Annotated in this window: 17 protein-coding genes; 10 read left to right on the top strand and 7 right to left on the bottom strand. The window is 64.6% G+C overall.

Annotated features, from left to right (window positions below; genetic code table 11):
• Positions 1-60: 60 nt before the first annotated feature.
• The 3 genes from AB0O58_RS00815 to AB0O58_RS00805 are packed head-to-tail and all read left to right on the top strand — an operon-like array spanning position 61 to position 5,007.
• Positions 61-3,192: an arabinosyltransferase domain-containing protein gene (locus AB0O58_RS00815; protein ID WP_366237719.1), complete on the top strand. Its 3,132-nt coding sequence runs from the start codon at positions 61-63 to the stop codon at positions 3,190-3,192.
• Positions 3,193-3,247: 55 nt separating this feature from the next.
• Entirely contained in the window at positions 3,248-4,216 is a 969-nt protein-coding gene (locus AB0O58_RS00810; RefSeq protein WP_027498152.1) for a daunorubicin resistance protein DrrA family ABC transporter ATP-binding protein, read from the top strand.
• Positions 4,213-5,007: an ABC transporter permease gene (locus tag AB0O58_RS00805; protein WP_027498151.1), complete on the top strand. Its 795-nt coding sequence runs from the start codon at positions 4,213-4,215 to the stop codon at positions 5,005-5,007. The genes AB0O58_RS00810 and AB0O58_RS00805 overlap by 4 nt, the downstream gene beginning before the upstream one ends.
• Before the next feature lie 69 nt (positions 5,008-5,076).
• On the opposite strand, the gene greA is transcribed toward AB0O58_RS00805, so the two are convergent.
• Complete coding sequence (greA, locus tag AB0O58_RS00800) at positions 5,077-5,571, bottom strand: transcription elongation factor GreA (RefSeq protein ID WP_027498150.1); 495 nt, start codon at positions 5,569-5,571, stop codon at positions 5,077-5,079.
• A gap of 223 nt (positions 5,572-5,794) precedes the next feature.
• Entirely contained in the window at positions 5,795-6,235 is a 441-nt protein-coding gene (locus AB0O58_RS00795; RefSeq protein WP_027498149.1) for a DUF4307 domain-containing protein, read from the bottom strand.
• Between the two features lie 103 nt (positions 6,236-6,338).
• Here AB0O58_RS00795 and mca point away from each other — a divergent pair, with 103 nt between their 5' ends.
• Genes mca through AB0O58_RS00780 form a run of 3 tightly spaced genes read left to right on the top strand, consistent with a single transcriptional unit; the run spans position 6,339 to position 9,492 of the window.
• Positions 6,339-7,214, top strand: a complete 876-nt coding sequence (gene mca / locus AB0O58_RS00790) for a mycothiol conjugate amidase Mca (RefSeq protein WP_283314829.1) — start codon at positions 6,339-6,341, stop codon at positions 7,212-7,214.
• The gene (locus AB0O58_RS00785) at positions 7,211-7,483 is read left to right on the top strand and encodes a hypothetical protein (RefSeq protein ID WP_283314511.1); all 273 of its coding nucleotides are present in this window, start codon (positions 7,211-7,213) and stop codon (positions 7,481-7,483) included. The genes mca and AB0O58_RS00785 overlap by 4 nt, the downstream gene beginning before the upstream one ends.
• Positions 7,483-9,492: a thioredoxin domain-containing protein gene (locus AB0O58_RS00780; RefSeq protein WP_366237718.1), complete on the top strand. Its 2,010-nt coding sequence runs from the start codon at positions 7,483-7,485 to the stop codon at positions 9,490-9,492. Before AB0O58_RS00785 ends, AB0O58_RS00780 begins: the two co-directional genes overlap by 1 nt.
• Positions 9,493-9,531: 39 nt before the next feature.
• Here AB0O58_RS00780 and AB0O58_RS00775 read toward each other — a convergent pair whose 3' ends face one another.
• Complete coding sequence (locus AB0O58_RS00775) at positions 9,532-10,197, bottom strand: hemolysin III family protein (protein ID WP_366237717.1); 666 nt, start codon at positions 10,195-10,197, stop codon at positions 9,532-9,534.
• A 133-nt stretch (positions 10,198-10,330) separates the two neighbouring features.
• Between AB0O58_RS00775 and AB0O58_RS00770 the strand changes: the two genes are divergently transcribed.
• On the top strand, positions 10,331-11,113 hold the full coding sequence (locus tag AB0O58_RS00770; protein ID WP_027498144.1) for an isoprenyl transferase: 783 nt from the start codon (positions 10,331-10,333) through the stop codon (positions 11,111-11,113).
• 50 nt (positions 11,114-11,163) lie between these two features.
• Here AB0O58_RS00770 and coaA read toward each other — a convergent pair whose 3' ends face one another.
• A complete protein-coding gene (gene coaA / locus AB0O58_RS00765; RefSeq protein WP_027498143.1) occupies positions 11,164-12,096 on the bottom strand; it encodes a type I pantothenate kinase in 933 nt (310 codons plus the stop codon).
• Positions 12,097-12,222: 126 nt separating this feature from the next.
• Between coaA and AB0O58_RS00760 the strand changes: the two genes are divergently transcribed.
• From AB0O58_RS00760 to AB0O58_RS00750, 3 genes are all read left to right on the top strand, one after another.
• Positions 12,223-13,419 carry a hypothetical protein gene (locus tag AB0O58_RS00760; protein WP_032400239.1) on the top strand — a complete coding sequence of 399 codons (1,197 nt, stop codon included), beginning with the start codon at positions 12,223-12,225 and terminating at the stop codon, positions 13,417-13,419.
• A 44-nt stretch (positions 13,420-13,463) separates the two neighbouring features.
• Positions 13,464-14,747 (top strand): serine hydroxymethyltransferase, encoded by a 1,284-nt coding sequence (glyA, locus tag AB0O58_RS00755; protein WP_027498141.1) that lies wholly within the window; start codon positions 13,464-13,466, stop codon positions 14,745-14,747.
• 429 nt (positions 14,748-15,176) lie between these two features.
• Positions 15,177-16,502, top strand: coding sequence for a PhoH family protein (locus tag AB0O58_RS00750; protein WP_027498140.1), 1,326 nt, complete (start codon positions 15,177-15,179; stop codon positions 16,500-16,502).
• A gap of 31 nt (positions 16,503-16,533) precedes the next feature.
• Here the strand turns inward: AB0O58_RS00750 and AB0O58_RS00745 are convergent, their stop codons facing one another.
• The 3 genes from AB0O58_RS00745 to AB0O58_RS00735 form a co-directional block, all read right to left on the bottom strand.
• On the bottom strand, positions 16,534-17,664 hold the full coding sequence (locus AB0O58_RS00745; protein WP_155288672.1) for an IS30 family transposase: 1,131 nt from the start codon (positions 17,662-17,664) through the stop codon (positions 16,534-16,536).
• A gap of 116 nt (positions 17,665-17,780) precedes the next feature.
• Positions 17,781-18,158 (bottom strand): limonene-1,2-epoxide hydrolase family protein, encoded by a 378-nt coding sequence (locus AB0O58_RS00740; protein WP_051365414.1) that lies wholly within the window; start codon positions 18,156-18,158, stop codon positions 17,781-17,783.
• Between the two features lie 26 nt (positions 18,159-18,184).
• Positions 18,185-19,780 carry a serine hydrolase gene (locus AB0O58_RS00735; protein ID WP_283541889.1) on the bottom strand — a complete coding sequence of 532 codons (1,596 nt, stop codon included), beginning with the start codon at positions 19,778-19,780 and terminating at the stop codon, positions 18,185-18,187.
• Positions 19,781-19,795 lie beyond the last annotated feature (15 nt).

The following is a 19,795-nucleotide window of genomic DNA, read 5'->3' as shown; positions in this document are numbered from 1 at the left end:
CAGGTCGCACTGGTACCTTGATCAGCGACCTGGACCAGGACATCGGTGGGAGAAGTTTGCATGGCACGGCTCGTCGCGATCGTTTCCGCACTGGTGGGAATCCTGCTGACGATCTCGATACCGCTGTTGCCGATCGAACAACAACAGTCGTCGTTGAGTTGGCCGCAGAACGACACCGTCGGCAATGTCGAGGCTCCGCTCGTCGGCTACACCCCGATCAGCGTCGACGCGACCGTTCCCTGTGCAGCCGCGGCCGGTCTCTCCGACGGCGGCCTGTTGCTGTCCACCTCGCCCGAGGGATCGCCCGACGCCTATCGCTACGGTCTCGTCGCTGAAGTGACCGGCGGCGAAGCGTCGCAACTGAAAGTGACGCTGCGCGATTCGGTCCTGCTCGAGAAGCCGGTCTCGGAACTGAGTCCTTCGACTGCGGGCGACTGCTCGTTGACGATCACCTCCGACGCCGCCGCGACAACGGTCGGACTGACCGGTGACGACACCGTCTCCCGCGAGGGCGACGTGCGACCTCAGCTGGTCGGAGTGTTCAGCGATCTGCAGGGCAACGTTCCCGGTCTGCAGCTGCAGGCCGAGCTGGACAGTAGGTTCTCGTCCACGCCGAGTGCGCTCAAGTGGTTCGCGATGATCGTCGGAGTGCTCGCCACAGGAATCTCGCTGGTGGCACTGCACCGCCTCGATCTGTCCGACGGGCGTCGCGCCCGACGGTTCCTGCCGCGTCGCTGGTGGAGCTTCGGGCCGGCCGACGCGGTGGTGATCGGGACGTTGCTGGTGTGGCACGTGATCGGCGCGAACACCTCCGACGACGGTTATCAGCTGGGCATGGCACGTACGGCCGATCACGCCGGGTACATGGCCAACTACTTCCGTTACTTCGGGGTGCCCGAAACACCTTTCGGCACACCGTTGTACGACATGTTCACCCTGCTCTCGCACGTGTCGACGGCCAGCGTGTGGATGCGGATCCCGACGTTGATCTGCGGCGTCGTCGTCTGGCTCGTCCTCAGTCGTGAGGTGATCCTTCGGTTCGGTGCCGCTGCTCGCGCGTCGAAGACTGCGCTGTGGACCGGCGGGCTGGTGATGCTCGCCTTCTGGCTGCCGTACAACAACGGTCTGCGCCCCGAGCCGTTCGTGGCTCTGGGAGTGCTGTTGACGTGGTGTTCGGTGGAGCGGTCCATCGCGACGCAGCGACTGCTGCCTGCGGCAGCGGCAATTCTGATCGCCGCGTTGACTGTCACGTGCGCGCCGTCGGGCTTCATCTGTTTCGCGCCGTTGATCGCCGGTGCCCGGCCGGTGATTCAGATCGTCGTCGGCCGCGCCCGCGCGTTCGGCAACACAGCATGGGGTGCACTGACACTGCTCGCCCCGCTGATCGCGTCGGGCACCGTGGTGCTGGTCTTCGCGTTCGGGAATCAGACCGTGGCCGGCATGCTCGAGATGCAGCGGGTGCACACTGCGGCCGGGCCGAGCCAGGCGTGGTTCGAGGAGTACCTGCGCTACCAGTGGCTGATGAACATGGACATCGACGGCTCGCTCGCCCGCCGATTCGGGGTGTTCGTCATGGTCGTCTCGCTCATTGCGGTGGTGATCGCGATGCTGCGCAAGGGCGGCAAGATTCCCGGCACGGCCACCGGACCCGCCCGACGCATCGTCGGCATCACCGTCGGGGCCATGGCGTTGATGATGATCACCCCCACCAAGTGGACCCATCACTTCGGTGTCTTCGCCGGGCTCGCGGCCTCGGTTGCGGTGCTCGCGGCCGTGGCAACCGGCGCAGCGGTGCTCCGTTCGCGGCGCAACCGGTTGCTGTTCGCGGCGGCGGTGTCGTTCCTGACGGCGGTCGCCTTCACCGGAACCAACGGCTACTGGTACGTCTCGGCCTGGGGAGTCCCGTTCTGGGACAAGCCGATTCTGGTGGCCGGTCTCGGTATCTCGACGATGTTCCTCGGCCTGACGGTACTGCTGTTGCTCGCCGCCGTGTGGTTCCATCTGCGTGCACCGTACGTTCGCGCCGACAAGCCGATGGCGCGATGGTGGTCGGTGCCACCGATCGCCGTGGCCGCAGGTCTGATGGTGCTGCTGGCCGTCGCATCGATGGCCAAGGGCGCGGTGGCTCAGTGGCCGTCGTACTCGGTCGCGAAATCGAACCTGTCGGCGCTGGCCGGCAACACGTGTGGACTCGCGAACGACGTGCTGCTCGAGACGAACCCCAATGCCGATGTGCTGCAACCGATCAGCGGCGACGCCTTCGCCGCGCTGGGGGCCGAGAACGACGGGTTCACCCCGGACGGGGTTGCGCGGGACCTCACCGCAGACAAGGAATCCTCGGCGTCGGGCACCTCGAACACCGTCGACACCGAGGATCAGCAACAGCCGACGTCGACCACCGGAGCCGGAACTGGGGGCAGTGCACTGCCGTACGGCCTCGACCCAGCGACCGTGCCGGTACTGGGGTCGTTCGGATCGGACACTCCCGCCACCCTGACCACCGGCTGGTACGCGCTGCCCGCCGATCCCGGTCAGCTGGTCTCCATCGCAGCGGCCGGACGCATCCGCTCGGTGAACTCCGACGGCATCGTCACCTACGGCCAGAACCTCGAACTCGAGTACGGAGTGGACGGCCGGGCGCAGGGGCGGGTGACGCCCATCGACATCGGCCCGACGCCGTCCTGGCGCAATCTGCGGGTGCCGATGGACCTGATTCCCGCCGGCAGCAACATGATTCGCTTGGTGCTGAGTGACACCGACCGCGACCCCGACCAGTGGCTTGCGGTCACCCCGCCGCGGGTGCCGCGAACGCAGACGTTGAACGAGGTGGTCGGGCGGGAGACTCCCGTGCTGCTGGACTGGGAGGTGGGCTTCAACTTCCCGTGTCAGCATCCGTTCGATCATCGCTTCGGCGTCGCCGAGGTGCCGGGGTACCGAGTGCTGCCGGACCGAAGCGGTGCCGTCATCACCAACGCGTGGCAGGACCATTTCGGCGGCGGCCCGCTCGGATGGATCGATGTCGTTGCCTCGGCCCGCACCATCCCGTCGTACCTGGACGGGGACTGGGATCGTGATTGGGGATCGATCGAGCAATACACACCGTACGACCGATCGGCTCAGCCGGCGAAGATCACAGCCACCGAGATCCAGCGGTCCGGCCTGTGGACGCCCGGTCCCATCAAGACCGGTTAATCTCTACGCGTTCGGAAGTCCTTATACCGACAGTGGAAGAAACGGGGAGAGGGCCATGGCGAACGCTATAGAAGTAGAGAACCTGGTACTTCGGTACGGGAAGAACGTTGCGCTCGACGGGATCGATTTCACGGTTCCCGAGGGCACGGTGCTCGGTGTGCTCGGCCCGAACGGCGCGGGCAAGACGACGGCGGTGCGGATCCTGGCCACTCTGCTGCAGGCAACGTCCGGTTCGGCGCGGGTGTTCGGGCTCGATGTGGCCAAGCAGGCCAACGAGGTTCGGGGGACGATCGGCCTGACGGGCCAGTTCGCAGCTGTGGACGAGTATCTGACCGGGTACGAGAATCTGGAGATGGTCGGCAGACTGTTCGGGCTGCGCAAGGCCGAGGCCAGGAAACGCGCCGATGAGCTGCTGAGCAGATTCGACCTCGAATATGCACGCGACCGCACCGCCAAGCAGTACTCGGGAGGTATGCGTCGCCGACTCGACATCGCGGCCAGTCTGATCGGCAGGCCACGGGTGGTGTTCCTCGACGAACCCACCACCGGTCTCGACCCCCGCAGCCGAATCACGATGTGGGAGTTCATCGCGGATCTCGTCCGTGACGGAACGACGATCCTGTTGACGACGCAGTACCTCGAGGAGGCGGACCGGCTCGCCGATTCGATCATCGTCCTCAACAAGGGCAAGATCATCGCGCGCGGCACCGCCGACGAGCTGAAGGCTCAAACGGGCGGCGAGCGAATCGAATTCGTACTCACGGACCGATCTCAGGCCGATCGCGCCAAGGAGATCCTGACCCCGATCGGCGTCGAGCCGCCCACCCTGGACGAACAGGTGGGACGGATCGTCATGCCGGTCAACGGTGGATCGAAGGATCTGTCCACGGCGTTGAGCCGTCTGGAAGCTGCGGGGATCGGGGTGGTCGACGTCGGTCTGCGACGACCGAACCTCGACGATGTGTTCCTGTCTCTGACCGGTCAGACCACCGGCGAGCCCGAGGCTGCGGAGGAAGAGAAATGAGCAACGTTCTCCTGGATTCGGCGATCATCACCAAGCGAAACCTGATCAAGCTCAAGCGAGTTCCCGATCTGCTGTTCTTCGCAACGCTGTCACCGATCATGTTCGTGCTGTTGTTCGCCTATGTCTTCGGCAGTGCCATCGACGTACCCGGCATCGACTACAAGAGCTTCCTGATGGGCGGCATCTTCGTTCAGACGATGATTTTCGGTGCGTCCATCACCGGATCCTCGTTGGCCGAGGATCTGCAGAAGGGCGTCATGGATCGCTTCCGGTCCCTGCCGATGGCACGATCTGCCGTCGTCATCGGCAGGACGGCGGCCGACGTCGGCAACAACGTCGTCACCATCACGATCATGTCCATCACCGGACTCATCGTGGGCTGGCGCATCACGTCGTCGTTCTTCGACGCTCTGCTCGGTTACGTGCTGTTGCTGCTGTTCGCGTACTCGATTTCCTGGGTGATGGCTCTGGTGGGACTGATCGTGCGCTCCCCGGAGATCTTCAACAACGCGTCGTTCATCGTGATCTTCCCGCTCACGTTCATCGCGAACACCTTCGTGCCGATCGACAATTTCCCGAGCGTGCTCAAGACCATCGCGGAATGGAACCCCATCTCGTCGGTGACACTGGCCGTGCGTGAGCAGTTCGGCAACACCAATCCGATGGCCCCACCGCCCGAGGTCTGGCCGTTGCAGAACCCGGTGCTGTACACGTTGATCTGGGTAGTGGTGATGCTCGTGGTGTTCGTTCCGCTGTCTGTCCGCAAGTACCAGAAGACGATGACTGCCTGAGGGGCGTCCGAAACGACAACACCCCCGGCCGCTGAGCGACCGGGGGTGTTGTTCGAGAAAAGACTCGAATCAGGTGTGGTACGGCTCTGCGCTGACCAGCGTGACCTTCATGGTCTTGCCGTTGGGCAGGGTGTACTCGCGGGTGTCGCCGACCTTCGCGTCGATGAGCGATCCACCCAGCGGGGACGCGGGGGAGTACACCTCGAGCTTGCTGTCGCGGGCACCCTCTTCGCGGGTGGCGATCAGGAAGGTCTCGGTGTCGGACTCGTCGCCGTCGTAGTAGACCTTGACGACGGATCCGGGCAGAGCCACGCCCGACTGGGTGGGCGCCTCGCCGACCTTCGCGTTGTTGAGCAGTTCCTGCAGCTGACGAATGCGTGCTTCCTGCTGGCCCTGCTCCTCGCGCGCAGCGTGGTAGCCGCCGTTCTCCTTCAGATCGCCCTCTTCGCGACGCTCGTTGATCTCGGCGGCGATGACGGGGCGATTGGAAATGAGCTGGTCGAGTTCGCTCTTGAGCCTGTCGTGTGATTCCTGGGTAAGCCAGGTCACCTGGGTCTCGGTCATCTCGATCACTCCCTCGTAGTCGGAATCTCGAGTTCGATTCCGGTTTCTAGGCGGTAGGGCACGCAACGAAGAGGGGACCCCAATGGATGGATCCCCTTGGTCGGCCCGCATCCTGGAGCCGTCGACATCGTTGACGCAGGTAACCCTGCCCGCAATGCAGCAATACACGGCACCTGTGCGGCAGCCGTGTACGACCCGAGCTTACCACGAACAGGCTCTTCGCCTATCGGGCTCGTAAATACTCGGGAACATCGAGGCTGCAGCCGTACACGTCTCCGACGGCGGGTGGGGACGACGTCGTCACGTCGGTGGTGAGCTCCACCGTGGTCGAGGAGGACTCCGGTGGGATGTACACCTCGCGCCGTCCGGTCTCGGAACCGTCGCGAGAACGAGCGCGGACGATGCACACCGCCGGCTGCTCCGGGTTCTCTCGGGTGACGCTGAATCGGATCGACATCGTGCTCTCGTCGACGATATCGAACGAAAGCTGGCTGCCTTCGACGGGCTTGACCGAGAATTTCGTGTACGCGTAGTAGGCCACGCCGAGCCCGACCAGCAGGACCAGTGCCACCAGTGCGATCTTCGTCGCACGTTTCGGAGCTCGCCGAATGCCGCTCGGACCGGAACCCGACGGGTATCTACCTGCGGGAAGTGCGTTGGTCATGTCAGCTCTCGGAGTGAAATCGGGGGTGCCGCTGGGGGCATGTCGGCGTCAGGTGGAACTATAGGGCAGGCAAGAACAAGGCGAATCCGAGGTGAGGAAGAACGTGTCCGGACTGCGGCTCATGGCAGTGCATGCCCATCCCGACGACGAGTCCAGCAAAGGTGCTGCGACCACGGCCCGCTATGCGGCCGAAGGGCACGACGTTCTGGTCGTCACGCTCACCGGCGGCGAGCGAGGGGACATCCTCAATCCGGCGATGGACATTCCGGGCGTCCACCAACGCATCCGGGAGGTTCGACGCGAGGAGATGGCCGAGGCGGCGCGCATCCTCGGGGTACAGCAGACGTGGCTCGGATTCGAGGACTCGGGACTTCCCGAGGGCGATCCGCTGCCGCCGCTGCCCGAGGGCTGCTTCGCGCTGGTGCCGTTGGAGGTGTCCACCGAGGCGCTCGTGAAGGTGGTCCGGGACTTCAAGCCCCACGTCATCACCACCTACGACGAACGCGGTGGCTACCCCCATCCCGATCACATCCGCTGCCACGAGGTCTCGATGGCCGCGTGGGACGCCGCGGGCGATCCCGAGCAGTTCCCCGATGCCGGTGAGCCGTGGACGCCACTCAAGCTCTACTACTCGCACGGTTTCCTGCGTAAGCGCATGCAGCTCTTCCACGACTGGTTCATCGACCGCGGCGAGGAGAGCCCGTTCGTCGACTGGCTGAAGCGGTGGGACGGTCAGCGCGACGAGATCATGGGTCGCATCACCACGCAGGTCGACGTGGGCAACTGGTTCGAGCAGCGCGACGACGCACTGCGAGCCCACGCGACACAGATCGATCCCAACGGAGCGTTCTTCGCGGTGCCGGTGGACGTTCAACGCAAGCTGTGGCCCACCGAGGAGTTCGAGCTCGCTCGCACCCGCGTCACCACGTCACTGCCCGAGACCGACCTGTTCGCGGGAATAGAAGAGACCGAACGATGATCGTGTCGATCCTCGCCCAGCAGCCCACGGGGCCCGAGTTCGGCAAGTCGTCCCCGATCGGTCTGGTGATCCTCGTGGCGTTGCTGGTCGGAACGGCGCTGCTGATCTGGTCCATGAACAAGAAGATCAAGCGTCTGCCCGCGACATTCGCGAAAGAAGATCCCACGCTGGATCAGGCGCTCGACGAGGGCACCGATCGTGGGGGCATCACGCCGAGCCCACAACCGGACACCAGCCGTCCGAAACCCGCTGTTCCCGACGAACCCTGATGCTCGACGCGAACACGCTGGGCGAATCCACCAGTCCGTATCTGCGTCAGCACGCCGACAATCCGGTGCACTGGCAGCAGTGGGGACCGCAGGCACTGCAGTCCGCGCGTGATCGCGACGTCCCGATCCTGTTGTCCATCGGGTACTCGGCGTGCCACTGGTGTCATGTCATGGCACACGAATCGTTCGAGGACGAGGCCACCGCGGCCCTGATGAACGAGCACTTCGTGTGTATCAAGGTCGATCGGGAAGAGCGCCCCGACCTCGATGCGGTGTACATGAACGCCACTGTCGCGATGACCGGTCAGGGCGGTTGGCCAATGACCTGCTTTCTCACACCCGAGACCGAACCGTTCTACTGCGGGACGTACTACCCACCGGCCCCGCGCCAGGGGATGCCCTCCTTCGAGCAACTTCTGACCGCAATCGCCGACACCTGGTCCACCCGGCGACAGGACGTGTTCGACGCGTCCGCGGCCATCGTGACCGAACTGCGCAAACAGAGTGCCGGAATTCCGGCCGGCGGACGACCGATGGACGCGGATTTTCTCGCCGCGTCCGTCGCGGCGGTCTGCGCCGACGAGGACACCACCTACGGCGGCTTCGGCCGGGCACCGAAGTTTCCACCGGGTGCACTGCTGGAGGGTCTGCTCCGGCACTACGAGCGCACCGGCAACGGTGAGGTTCGCGACGTCGTTCTGAGGACCGCGTCGGCGATGGCGCGCGGGGGAATATACGACCAACTCGGCGGCGGTTTCGCGCGTTACTCCGTCGATGCCGAGTGGATCGTCCCGCACTTCGAGAAGATGCTCTACGACAATGCGCTGCTGCTGCGGTTCTACGCGCACGCCGCCCGGGTCGACGACGATCCTCTGATTCGTCGGGTGGCGTCGGATACCGCAGAATTCCTGCTCGGTGAATTGCGCACGGACAACGGCTGTTTCGCGTCGGCGCTCGATGCCGACACCGAAGGAGTCGAGGGTCTGACCTACGTGTGGACGCCCGAGCAGCTCGTCGACACCCTCGGCTTCGAGGACGGAGTGTGGGCTGCAGGCCTGTTCGCAGTGAACTCCGCCGGCACGTTCGAGGCCGGTATGTCGGTGCTGCAGCTCCCCGCCGAGCCGGAGGACTACGACCGGTTCGCCCGCATACGGGACGCGTTGTCGGCGGCTCGTGCGTCGCGGCCGCAACCCGGTCGAGACGACAAGGTGGTCACCGCATGGAACGCACTGGCCATCACCGCGTTGGCCGAGGCCGGAAGCGGAGCGAACGAACCGACCTGGGTCGACGCGGCCGTCGAATGCGGCGAGCAACTGTTCGCCACGCATGTCGAATCGGGACGCGTCCGGCGTGCGTCCCTCGGTAGCGCGGTGGGTGAGGCCACCGGAGTGCTCGAGGACTACGCCTGCCTCGCTGTGGCCGCTGCCACCCTGTTCCAGGCCACCGGCGACGCGGTCTGGACCCAACGGATGACGACGATCCTCGACGCTGCGATCGAGCACTTCGCCGATCCCGACGACGCCGGCAGCTGGTTCGACACCGCCGACGATGCCGAGACCCTGGTCACCCGGCCGCGGGATCCGATCGACGGCGCGACTCCGTCGGGAGCGTCGACGATGGCCGAGGCGCTGCTCACCGCCGCCGCCCTCGTCGATCACGAGTCGTCCGGACGGTACGCCGAACTGGCCGCCGCGTCGCTCGCTCGGGCGGCGGCCATCCTCGAACGCGCCCCGAGATCGGGTGGGCACTGGCTGGCCGTGGCCGAGGCGGCAGTGCGCGGCCCTATTCAGGTCGCCGTGTCGCTCGCGCCGGGTGGTGAGTTGCTCGCCGCCGCGCGGTCGCTGGCACCCGGGGGTTCCGTGGTGGTCGCAGGCTCAGCCGATTCGTCTGCACTGCTGACGGGCCGACCGCCCGTCGATGGGCAGGAAACGGCGTACGTGTGTCGCGGATTCGTCTGCGACCGCCCTGTGACGTCGGTCGAGGATCTGGCGGTCGCTCTGCGGAAGTGACGTCGCCGACGTGGTGTTCCGAGTCCTTCCGACGCGCCGTCAGAACAGGACGAGCCACACTGCCACGAGGTGGCAGATAGCCGCCAACACCGTTGCTGCGTGGAAGAATTCGTGATGGCCGAATGTCGCGGGCCACGGATTCGGCCACTTGGTGGCGTAGAGGATTGCCCCGACACTGTAGAAGATGCCGCCGACCAGTAACAACAGGAACGGTGCAAAGCCGACGTGCTCGATCAGCGTGGGAGCGACCGGCACGATGGCCCAGCCGAGAACGAGGTACAGCGGTACCCCGACCCAGCGGGGAGCGGTGGGCCACAGCATTTTCAAAGCCACCCCACAGATCGCCCCGATCCACACGACGATCAACAGAGTTCGTCCCGTCGCGGCAGGTAGGCCCAGTACGGCGAACGGGGTGTAGCTACCGGCGATGAACAGAAAGATCATGGAGTGGTCGGCCCGCTTCATCCAGATCTGCGACGCGGGGGTCTTCCAGTGCACGCGGTGGTAGGTGGCACTGACGCCGAACACCCCGCACACGGTGATCGAATAGATTCCCGTCGCGAGGCCCGCGCTGACCGACACCAGGCTGAACGCCATGGTGACGAGGGTGATCGCGCACACCACTGCGACGCCGAAGGCGTACAGGTGAATCCAGCCACGCATGCGTGGTTTGACGGGTATCTCGTCCAGTCCGAACATCGTCATGAAAGATGACCTCCCGTTCCGCCCTGGTGAACCTACGCAACCGTAGGTTCGGACGCTACTGTACCGGCCGCCCGCTCGAAGACGTCGGCGTAAGGTGATCCTCCGTGGTGATGAGAGCAGCGGTGACGAAGTAGTGGTGATCATTCCGCAGAAGGTGCGCGGCGTTCTCTACAACGTGTACGAGCGGCGTCTGTTGAGTCAGCTCGAGGGTGTGCAGCACCCGCGGCACGTGGCAGTGATGTGCGACGGCAACCGGCGGTGGGCACGGGAGAACGGGTTCACCGATGTCGCGCACGGCCACCGCATGGGGGCGCTCAAGATCGCCGAGATGCTCGGCTGGTGCGACGCTGCCGGAATCGAGATGGCCACCATCTATCTGCTCTCGACCGAGAACCTCCGACGGGACGCCGACGAACTCGATTCGCTGCTCGACATCATCACCGACGTCGTCGAGGAGATCTGCGGACCCGAGATGAACTGGGGCGTCAAACTCGTCGGCACCCTCGATCTGCTGCCTGCATCGACCTCACGCCGGCTCAAAGAGGCGGCTGCGCGCACCGAGGGCCGAACCGGAACGCACGTCAATGTCGCCGTCGGATACGGCGGGCGTCAGGAAATCGCCGACGCTGTGCAGTCGCTGGTCACCGAGAAAATCGCCGAGGGCATCACCGGGGACGAGTTGGTGGCCTCCATCAACGTCGACGGTATCGACAGTCACCTGTACACCTCGGGCCAGCCCGATCCCGATCTCGTCATCCGCACCTCGGGAGAGCAACGCCTGTCCGGTTTCCTGCTGTGGCAGAGCGCATATTCGGAGATCTGGTTCACCGAGGCCTATTGGCCGGAATTTCGCCGCGTCGACTTCCTGCGCGCCCTGCGAGACTTCGCCGCACGGCACCGACGGTTCGGCATCTGACGTGCGCGGTACTTCGTAGCCTGCTACGAACTTCCACTCACGACCTGGACCTACAACTTTCGCAGGCGCAGCCGGTTGATCGCATGGTCGTTGTCCTTGCGCAGCACCATGGTTGCTCGCGGACGCGTCGGCAGAATGTTCTCCACCAGGTTCGGCAGGTTGATCGAATGCCAGAGATCCTCGGCCGCGATCTGCGCGTGATCGTCGGACAGTCCTGCATAGTGATGGAAATGCGAGGACGGGTCGGTGAACGAGGTCTTGCGTAGCGCCAGGAATCGTTTGACGTACCAGCTCTCGATGTCCTCGATCCGAGCGTCGACGTAGATCGAGAAGTCGAACAGATCCGAGACCATCAGCCGAGGTCCGGTCTGGAGTACGTTGAGCCCCTCCACGATCAGGATGTCGGGCTGGCGAACCATGTGGTACTGGCCTTTGACGATGTCGTACGACACGTGCGAATAGACCGGCGCGCCCACCTCTTCGGTTCCGGACTTGACCTCGGTGACGAACCTGAGCAGCTTGCGTCGGTCGTAACTTTCGGGAAAACCTTTGCGGTGCAAGATCCCTCGGCGCATGAGCTCGGCCGTCGGATACAGGAAACCGTCCGTGGTGACGAGGTCCACGCGGGGATGGTGATCCCACCGGGCCAGGAGTGCTTGCAGCACACGGGCAGTGGTGGATTTACCGACCGCGACGCTGCCCGCTACGCCGATGACGAACGGAACCTGTCGATCGGGATGTTTCTCACCGAGGAACGTGGCCGTCGCCGCGAACAACCGCTGGCGCGCGGCCACCTGGAGATGAATCAGTCGGGCCAGCGGCAGATAGACCTCGGCCACCTCGTCCAGATCGATCTGCTCACCGAGACCGCGCAGGCCGACCAGTTCTTCCTCGGTGAGTACCAGCGGTGTGGATTGACGCAGCGTGCGCCACTGCACACGGTCGAACTCGACGTACGGACTGGACTCGCTCACGCACGCCACCTGAGCATCGGAGCTGCTGAGGATTCGGCGGTGCTCCTGTCGGGCGCGAGTCGCATGGTTCCAGATTGTGCTCGGTGCCTGTCCACCGCGCACGGGCGGGGTCGTTCGCCGTACTAGGGTTCGGATATGGATGCTGCTTCCCTGGTTCGCGAATACCTGTTGCTGGGCCTGAGTTTCGACCGCCTCGAAGACGGTTTCGTCGACGCGTACACCGGTGATCCCGAACTGCGTCGAATCACCGAGAACGCCCCGGCGCCGGAGCCGCGTGAGCTCGTCCGTCGAGCGCAGACACTGCGCGCCGAGCTCGGCAACGTCGAACTGACAGCGGAACGCCGGACATTTCTCGACGTCCACCTGCGGGCGTTGGAATGCTCCGCGCGCAAGTTCGCAGGCGAGAACATCGGCTTCGTCGACGAGGTCCACGCCTACTTCGACGTTCGAATCGCACCGGGGGATCAGGACCAGTACCTGCAGGCGCATCGCAAGATGGACGAGGTGCTCCCCGGACCCGGCTCGCTGAGCGAACGGTTGATCGCCCACCGCCGCGCCGACGTCATCCCAGCGGATCGACTGCAGGACTGCGTCGAAGCGTTCTCGTCCGCATTGCGCGACCGCGTCCGCGCCGAATACTCGTTGCCCGAGAACGAGAAGGTGACGTACGAGGTAGTCGGCGACAAGCCGTGGTCCGGCTTCAACTACTACCTCGGCAACTTCCAGTCCACCGTCGCGATCAACTCCGACATCGAACAGCAGATGGCCAACCTGCCCCACCTGATCGCGCACGAGTCCTACCCCGGCCACCACACCGAGCACTGCCGCAAGGAGACGGGGCTCGTCGGCGCAGGACAACTCGAGCAGACGTTGTTCGTGGTCAACACTCCGCAGTGCCTGATGGCCGAGGGGCTCGCCGACCACGCTCTCGGGGCGATCGTCGGCGAAGGCTGGGGCGCGTGGGCGCAGGAAATCTACGCCGACCTCGGACTGCGATTCGACGGCGACAAGGCCGAGCGACTCTCGGCGGCGTCGAGCCAGCTGCTGGGTGTTCGCCAGGACGCCGCGCTGTTGCTGCACGATCAGCACAAAAGCGAGGACGATGTGGCCGCTTACCTGGAGCGATGGTCGCTGGCCTCGCCGCAGCGCGCAAGGCACAGTCTGCGCTTTCTGTCCTCGCCGCTGTGGCGGGCATACATCAGCACGTACGTCGAGGGCTACAGGCTTCTCGCCGGCTGGCTGGACCAGGGAGAGACCGCTAGCGAGCGGGCGCAGCTGTTCGGCAGACTGCTCGACGAGCCACTGACACCGGGCGCGGTACGCGTCTCGTAAACTGGCCTGGCCCCTTACTCTGCTGTCCCTTGGAGACTCCTGTTATGACTGACGTCAACAACCTGTCACTGGCCGAGCTCGATCCCGAGGTCGCCGCGGCGATGGCAGGTGAACTGGGACGTCAGCGCGACACCCTCGAGATGATTGCCTCGGAGAACTTCGTGCCCCGCGCGGTTCTGCAGGCCCAGGGCAGCGTCCTGACCAATAAGTACGCCGAGGGCTACCCCGGACGCCGCTACTACGGCGGCTGCGAGCACGTCGACATCGTCGAGGACCTCGCGCGTAATCGCGCCAAGGAACTGTTCGGTGCCGAGTTCGCCAACGTGCAGCCGCACGCCGGTGCGCAGGCCAACGCCGCGGTACTGATGGCACTGATCAACCCGGGCGACAAGATCATGGGCCTCGACCTGGCCCACGGCGGCCACCTCACCCACGGCATGAAGCTCAACTTCTCGGGCAAGCTCTACGAGGTCGAGTCCTACGGGGTGTCGAAAGAAGATCACCGCATCGACATGGACGAGGTGCGCAAGCAGGCCATCGCCGCCAAGCCCCAGGTGCTGATCGCCGGCTGGTCGGCCTACCCGCGCCACCAGGACTTCGCTGCGTTCCGTTCCATCGCCGACGAAGTGGGCGCACTGCTCTGGGTCGACATGGCGCACTTCGCCGGACTCGTCGCCGCAGGCGTACACCCCTCACCCGTGCCCTACGCAGACGTCGTGTCCTCGACGGTGCACAAGACCCTCGGCGGACCGCGCTCCGGCATCATCCTCGCCAAGAAGGAATGGGCCAAGAAGCTCAACTCCGCCGTGTTCCCCGGCCAGCAGGGCGGGCCGCTGATGCACGCCATCGCCGCGAAGGCCGTCGCCTTCAAGATCGCTGCGACGCCGGAGTTCAAGGAACGTCAGGAACGCACCCTCCTCGGCGCGTCGCTGCTCGCCGAGCGGCTCACCGGTGCCGACGTCGCCGACAAGGGCGTCTCCGTCCTCACCGGCGGTACCGACGTGCACCTCGTCCTCGTCGACCTCCGCAACTCCGAGCTCGACGGCCAGCAGGCAGAAGACCTCCTGCACGAGGTCGGCATCACCGTCAACCGCAATGCCGTGCCCTTCGACCCACGCCCGCCCATGGTCACCTCCGGCCTGCGCATCGGCACCGGCGCACTCGCCACCCGCGGATTCGGCGAAGCCGAGTTCACCGAGGTCGCCGACATTATCGCAACCGCCCTGGCCACGGGTCAGGCCACCGACGCCCTCAAAGAACGCGTCGTGAAACTGGCACAGAGCAAGCCGCTGTACGAGGGCCTCGAAGACTGGGGATTGCTGGGCTGACCCTGGCTTTCCTGCCCACCCCGGTCGCGTCAATGGACCATTGCAGCGTTTAGACGTCTGCAGTGGTTCATTCACGCTGGCCCCCGGTCGGATCAATGTGGCTATCAGTCGATCTGAGTGCAACAAAGCCACATTGATCCGACGGGGGAGGGCGGTCTCGGCACCGAACGTCCCGCCGACCTGGGGCGAATCGGCCGTAACGCGTTGTTCACCGACACGCCAGACTTCCAGCGCGCCCCCAAGTGATTTCGGCGGTACCGTCGGCAGTAACAGGCAGCGGGGAAGCTGCCTGTGCGGGAGGTTCTGATACGTGACTGAGCTAGTGAGCGCGAGAGGGCCGGTACCCGGTCCTCGTGTCACCTGACACATCGGACCCGACCGGCCGAGCGACAGAGTTTGCGCGGTGCCGCGCAAACGTAGGAGCCCCACGTGACCACTTCACGCTCCGTTTCCGCCCCTCTTCGGACATTCGTGCTCGATACCTCGGTCCTGCTGTCGGATCCGTGGGCAGTCATCCGGTTCGCCGAGCACAATGTGGTACTTCCGTTGATCGTGATCAGCGAGTTGGAGGGCAAACGCCACCATCACGAACTGGGATGGTTCGCGCGGGAATCCTTGCGCATGCTCGACGACCTTCGCGTAGAATTCGGCCGACTCGATCAGCCGGTCCCCATCGGAACGTCCGGCGGCACACTGCAAGTCGAGCTCAATCACACCGATCCGTCGGTGCTTCCCGTCGGATTCCGTACCGACTCCAACGATTCTCGAATCCTCGCCTGCGCCCTGAATCTGGCGGCTGAGGGCAAAGATGTGGTGCTGGTCAGCAAGGATATCCCGCTGCGCGTCAAGGCCGGTGCTGTCGGGCTCCCCGCCGACGAGTACCACGCTCACGACGTCGTGCCGTCCGGATGGACCGGTATGACGGAGCTCGAGGTGCCCTCCGACGCCGTGGACACCCTGTTCAACGACGGTGTCATCGATCTCGTCGAGGCCCGAGACTTGCCGTGTCACACCGGAGTTCGACTGCTTGCCGGACGGCAGAGTGCGCTGGGGCGCGTCACGCCCGACAAGCAGCTTCAGCTCGTGCGCGGCGAGCGTGAGGCGTTCGGCCTGCACGGTCGTTCGGCGGAACAACGTGTGGCGCTCGATCTTCTGCTCGACGAGAGCATCGGCATCGTCTCGCTCGGCGGCAAGGCCGGCACCGGTAAGTCCGCACTGGCTCTCACTGCCGGACTCGAGGCCGTCCTCGAACGTCGCTCACACCGGAAAGTTGTTGTCTTCCGGCCTCTCTACGCCGTCGGTGGGCAGGAACTCGGCTACCTCCCTGGCAGTGAGAGTGAGAAGATGGGCCCGTGGGGCCAGGCTGTCTTCGACACCCTCGAAGGACTCGCGAGCCCGGAGGTCATGGAAGAAGTCATCGCCCGCGGAATGCTGGAAGTGTTGCCGCTCACGCACATTCGTGGTCGCTCGCTCCACGATTCGTTCGTGATCGTCGACGAGGCGCAGTCACTCGAGCGCAATGTGCTGCTCACGGTCCTGTCCCGACTGGGGTCGGGCTCACGCGTCGTGCTCACTCACGACGTCGCGCAACGAGACAACCTCCGGGTCGGACGACACGATGGCGTCGCTGCCGTCATCGAAAAGCTCAAGGGGCACCCGCTTTTCGCGCACATCACCCTCACTCGTAGTGAACGTTCACCGATCGCTGCACTGGTGACCGAAATGCTCGAGGAATTCGGTCCGTCAGGGGCCTGACGCCCCTCGTGAGTGGAAGTTCGTGACGGGTTCACGTGGTCGTCGCAACGAGCAGTCGTTTGTTGTACTCCTCGAGTGGAGTATCCCATCCCAGGGTTTTTCTGGGGCGGTTGTTCAGTAGAGCGGCGACCTCGTCGAGCCGTTCGGGACCGTGCACCGACAAGTCGGTGCCCTTCTTGAAGTACTGACGGAGCAGACCGTTGGTGTTCTCGTTGGTGCCCCGCTGCCACGGGGAGTGCGGATCACAGAAGTAGATCTGCACCCCTGTGGCGACGGTGATCTCGGCATGCTTGGCCATCTCCCCGCCTTGATCCCAGGTGATCGAACGCATCAGTGCCGCAGGCAGTTCCGCGATCTTCGCCGTCATCGCCTCGGCCACCGACGCCGCCGAATGATCGATGGGCAGATGCAGCAGCATCACCAACCGCGAGGTCCGCTCGACCAGTGTCCCGATCGCCGACCCGCCCTTGGTGCCGATGATCAGATCACCCTCCCAATGGCCGGGAACGTTGCGGTCGGCGACCTCGGCGGGGCGTTCGGAGATGTTGATCATCCCGCGGATTTTCGATCGCCGTTCGGTGGTGCGCCGGTGCGCCAGCCGCACCGGCCGGCCCGTCCGAAGATGCCTGGTCAGCTCCTTGGTCAGGCCACCTTTGCTCTGAACGTAGAGGGTCTGATAGATCGTTTCGTGCGACACATGCATCTCCGGCGAGTGAGGAAATTCCTTCCTCAGTGTCGCCGAGATCCGCTCGGGCGAGTAGTCCGACTCGAGCAGCGCTTGCACCCGATCGCGCAGCAACGGTGTGAGCTCGAGCTTGCCCTTCTTCGGGCGTTTGGCTGCCTTTCGGGCATCACACTCAGCCTGATGCGGCTTGTACTGTCCACGGAAGTACTTGTGCCGCTTGAGTTCTCGACTGATCGTCGACACCGCTCGCCCCAGGCATGTCGCGATCGCGGTCATCGTCCAGCCGTCCCGGACACCGTCGGCGATGAACTCGCGTTCCTCCAGTGAGAGGAAACGGCCCGTCGGCTCCGGTGTCGAGCGTGGACGCACACCACCACGTTCGTACACCCAGTTCCAGCCGCTGCCCTCGCTGATACCGACTGCGAGGGCAGCGTCCTTGATCGTCACGCCACTGCTACGCAGTGACCAGAACGTCATTCGAACCTGATGTGAGAAACCCGGGTGAACCATCGCAAACATCCCTAATGATCAGGCACGTTGCAACCACCGCTCGAATCCGCCCGTAGCCTGCTACGAAGTTCCACTCACATGGGTCACCGGCCGAGTGCAGCCCTGAGCACTCCTCGCGCAACACCTTTCAGGAAATCGACGTTGTCGAAATAGTCGCGCCACACAGCTATTTTGCCGTCGCGCAGCTCGAATGTTCCGCACACCCAGAACTCGACACGAAGCCGACGCCAGATCAGAACGTCGGTGCGCTCGGTGAGCACGACATCTCCGTCGGCCGCGATGTTGTGCACGACGACGTCGAAGCCGTAACCCGGCTTGGCCAGCAGCGTCAGAAATCTGCCGACGTTCGAGATTCCGCGTACCTTCGGAAGCCCGACGTTGTGCCACACGATTTTCTCGTCGAGAAGGGCCAGCGCGCGATCGGTCTCGCGAAGCCTCAACGCGTCGAACAGGTTTTGCACGATATCGGTTGCTTGTCGGGTATCAGTCACTTGGTGAACCGTCCTAATCCATCGCCGTCGAAGAACTCGAGTGTGACCGTGTTCCCCTCGAATGTCGCCTGAGAAATCGTTCCGTCCGGTGCGTTCTCACCGGTCGGCTCGAACGCGAAGGTATCACCGTCCCAGTGCGACAACTCGTAGGAAGTCGAGTTCGGTCCGAGGGTCAACACCAGCCTCCCGTCGACCTCCGCGACGGTCGCCGGCCCCCAGTAGGCGTTCTGGTACACCCCGGTGTACGACGTGAGCGGTTGTGGTGCAGCGGCATTCGGCGGAGCGGTCTTCCCCGCGAGCTCGCCCTCCGGCTCGCTCATACCGGCGAAAGCATTCTTGTACAGCGTTCGCCAGTCCTCGCGTACCTCGCCGAACTGCACGAGGTCGGCGAACTCGGCCGTGAACGTTTCTGCGATGCCGAGTGGCGCGGCGTTGGTCAGTACGACGATGGCGACGTCGAGCGACGGGATCCAGAGAAAGTTCGTGCCCGCCCCGAGCGCGAACGCTCCGGAATGGCTGACGGTCGTGCGGCCGGCTGCACTGGTGGAGACGTTGAATCCGTACCCGTAGTAGCCCGCGCGCGAATCCGCCGTCGTCGACGGGCTCGAGACGATCTGCGCGCTGATGGCAGGAAGGAGGGCCTCGGGATCGACGATCTGGTTCCCGTCGTGGGTGCCGTCGGCGATGAGCATCGTCAGCCACCTGCCGAGATCGTTCACCGAGGAGCTGACGCCACCGGCCGGCGTCTGCGGATCGGGTTCGCGTTGGTATCGGGCCCGATACTCGCCGTCCACGAGGACGTGAGGTACCGCTCGGTCGGCGCGGTCGATGTAGTCGGAGAACGACGAGCTGGTCGAGGTCATGCCGAGTGGACCGTAGATCGTGTCCTGGCTGAGGGTGTCCCAGTCCTTGCCCGAGGCGGCAGCGACGGCCTCGGCCGCGGCTGTGATCCCGAAGTTGGTGTAGTGATACGTGGAACGGAACGGATCGAGGGGCACCTCCCGAAGGCGCTCAAGGATCTGTCTGCGGTCGTAGCCGAGGTCTTCGAGCAGATCGCCTTCGTGCTCTGGGAGTCCGCTTCGATGCGCGTAGAAGTCGCCGACCGTGATGTTCTGGGTCACCCATGGATCGTCCAGCGCAAACCACGGCAGCTCGGAGACCACCGGCGTCGACCAGTCGATGACACCCGCTCCCACCTGTGACGCGACCACCGTCGCACCCACCGACTTGGACAGCGAGGCCAGCTGGAACACGGTGTCGCCGTCGATCGGGTCGTCCTTCCCCATTTCGCGAACGCCGAAGCCTTTCGAGTAGACGACGTCCGAACCGTGCACGACGGCAATGGCCATACCCGGAATGTTCGACGACGCCATCAGCTCGTCGGCGATACCGTCGAGCTTGCCGACCGCATCGTCGACGCGACCGGCCGGAACGTCGACGCCGGCAACCTGGCCGGGCGACAGATCCTCGGTCGGCACCGGCTCGGACGCCGGTGGACTGTGTGCGGTGGGTGCGTCTTCGGAGCACCCTGCCAACAGAACCAGAGAGCACACGACAGAAAGACACAGAAAATTTCGACCCGACCGCATCATGAGGAGTCCTCACGT

The organism is Rhodococcus sp. NPDC080181 (assembly GCF_040702225.1).
Taxonomy (GTDB): domain Bacteria; phylum Actinomycetota; class Actinomycetes; order Mycobacteriales; family Mycobacteriaceae; genus Rhodococcoides; species Rhodococcoides fascians.
This window is presented reverse-complemented; position numbering and strand designations above follow the sequence as displayed.

Excerpts from the sequence above, each read along its gene's own strand:
- AB0O58_RS00815 (WP_366237719.1), top strand. The coding sequence starts at position 61 with ATGGCACGGCTCGTCGCGATCGTTTCCGCACTGGTGGGAATCCTGCTG.
- AB0O58_RS00810 (WP_027498152.1), top strand. The coding sequence starts at position 3,248 with ATGGCGAACGCTATAGAAGTAGAGAACCTGGTACTTCGGTACGGGAAG.
- AB0O58_RS00805 (WP_027498151.1), top strand. The coding sequence starts at position 4,213 with ATGAGCAACGTTCTCCTGGATTCGGCGATCATCACCAAGCGAAACCTG.
- greA (WP_027498150.1), bottom strand. The coding sequence starts at position 5,571 with ATGACCGAGACCCAGGTGACCTGGCTTACCCAGGAATCACACGACAGG.
- AB0O58_RS00795 (WP_027498149.1), bottom strand. The coding sequence starts at position 6,235 with ATGACCAACGCACTTCCCGCAGGTAGATACCCGTCGGGTTCCGGTCCG.
- AB0O58_RS00785 (WP_283314511.1), top strand. The coding sequence starts at position 7,211 with ATGATCGTGTCGATCCTCGCCCAGCAGCCCACGGGGCCCGAGTTCGGC.
- AB0O58_RS00780 (WP_366237718.1), top strand. The coding sequence starts at position 7,483 with ATGCTCGACGCGAACACGCTGGGCGAATCCACCAGTCCGTATCTGCGT.
- AB0O58_RS00775 (WP_366237717.1), bottom strand. The coding sequence starts at position 10,197 with ATGACGATGTTCGGACTGGACGAGATACCCGTCAAACCACGCATGCGT.
- AB0O58_RS00760 (WP_032400239.1), top strand. The coding sequence starts at position 12,223 with ATGGATGCTGCTTCCCTGGTTCGCGAATACCTGTTGCTGGGCCTGAGT.
- glyA (WP_027498141.1), top strand. The coding sequence starts at position 13,464 with ATGACTGACGTCAACAACCTGTCACTGGCCGAGCTCGATCCCGAGGTC.
- AB0O58_RS00745 (WP_155288672.1), bottom strand. The coding sequence starts at position 17,664 with ATGACGTTCTGGTCACTGCGTAGCAGTGGCGTGACGATCAAGGACGCT.
- AB0O58_RS00735 (WP_283541889.1), bottom strand. The coding sequence starts at position 19,780 with ATGATGCGGTCGGGTCGAAATTTTCTGTGTCTTTCTGTCGTGTGCTCT.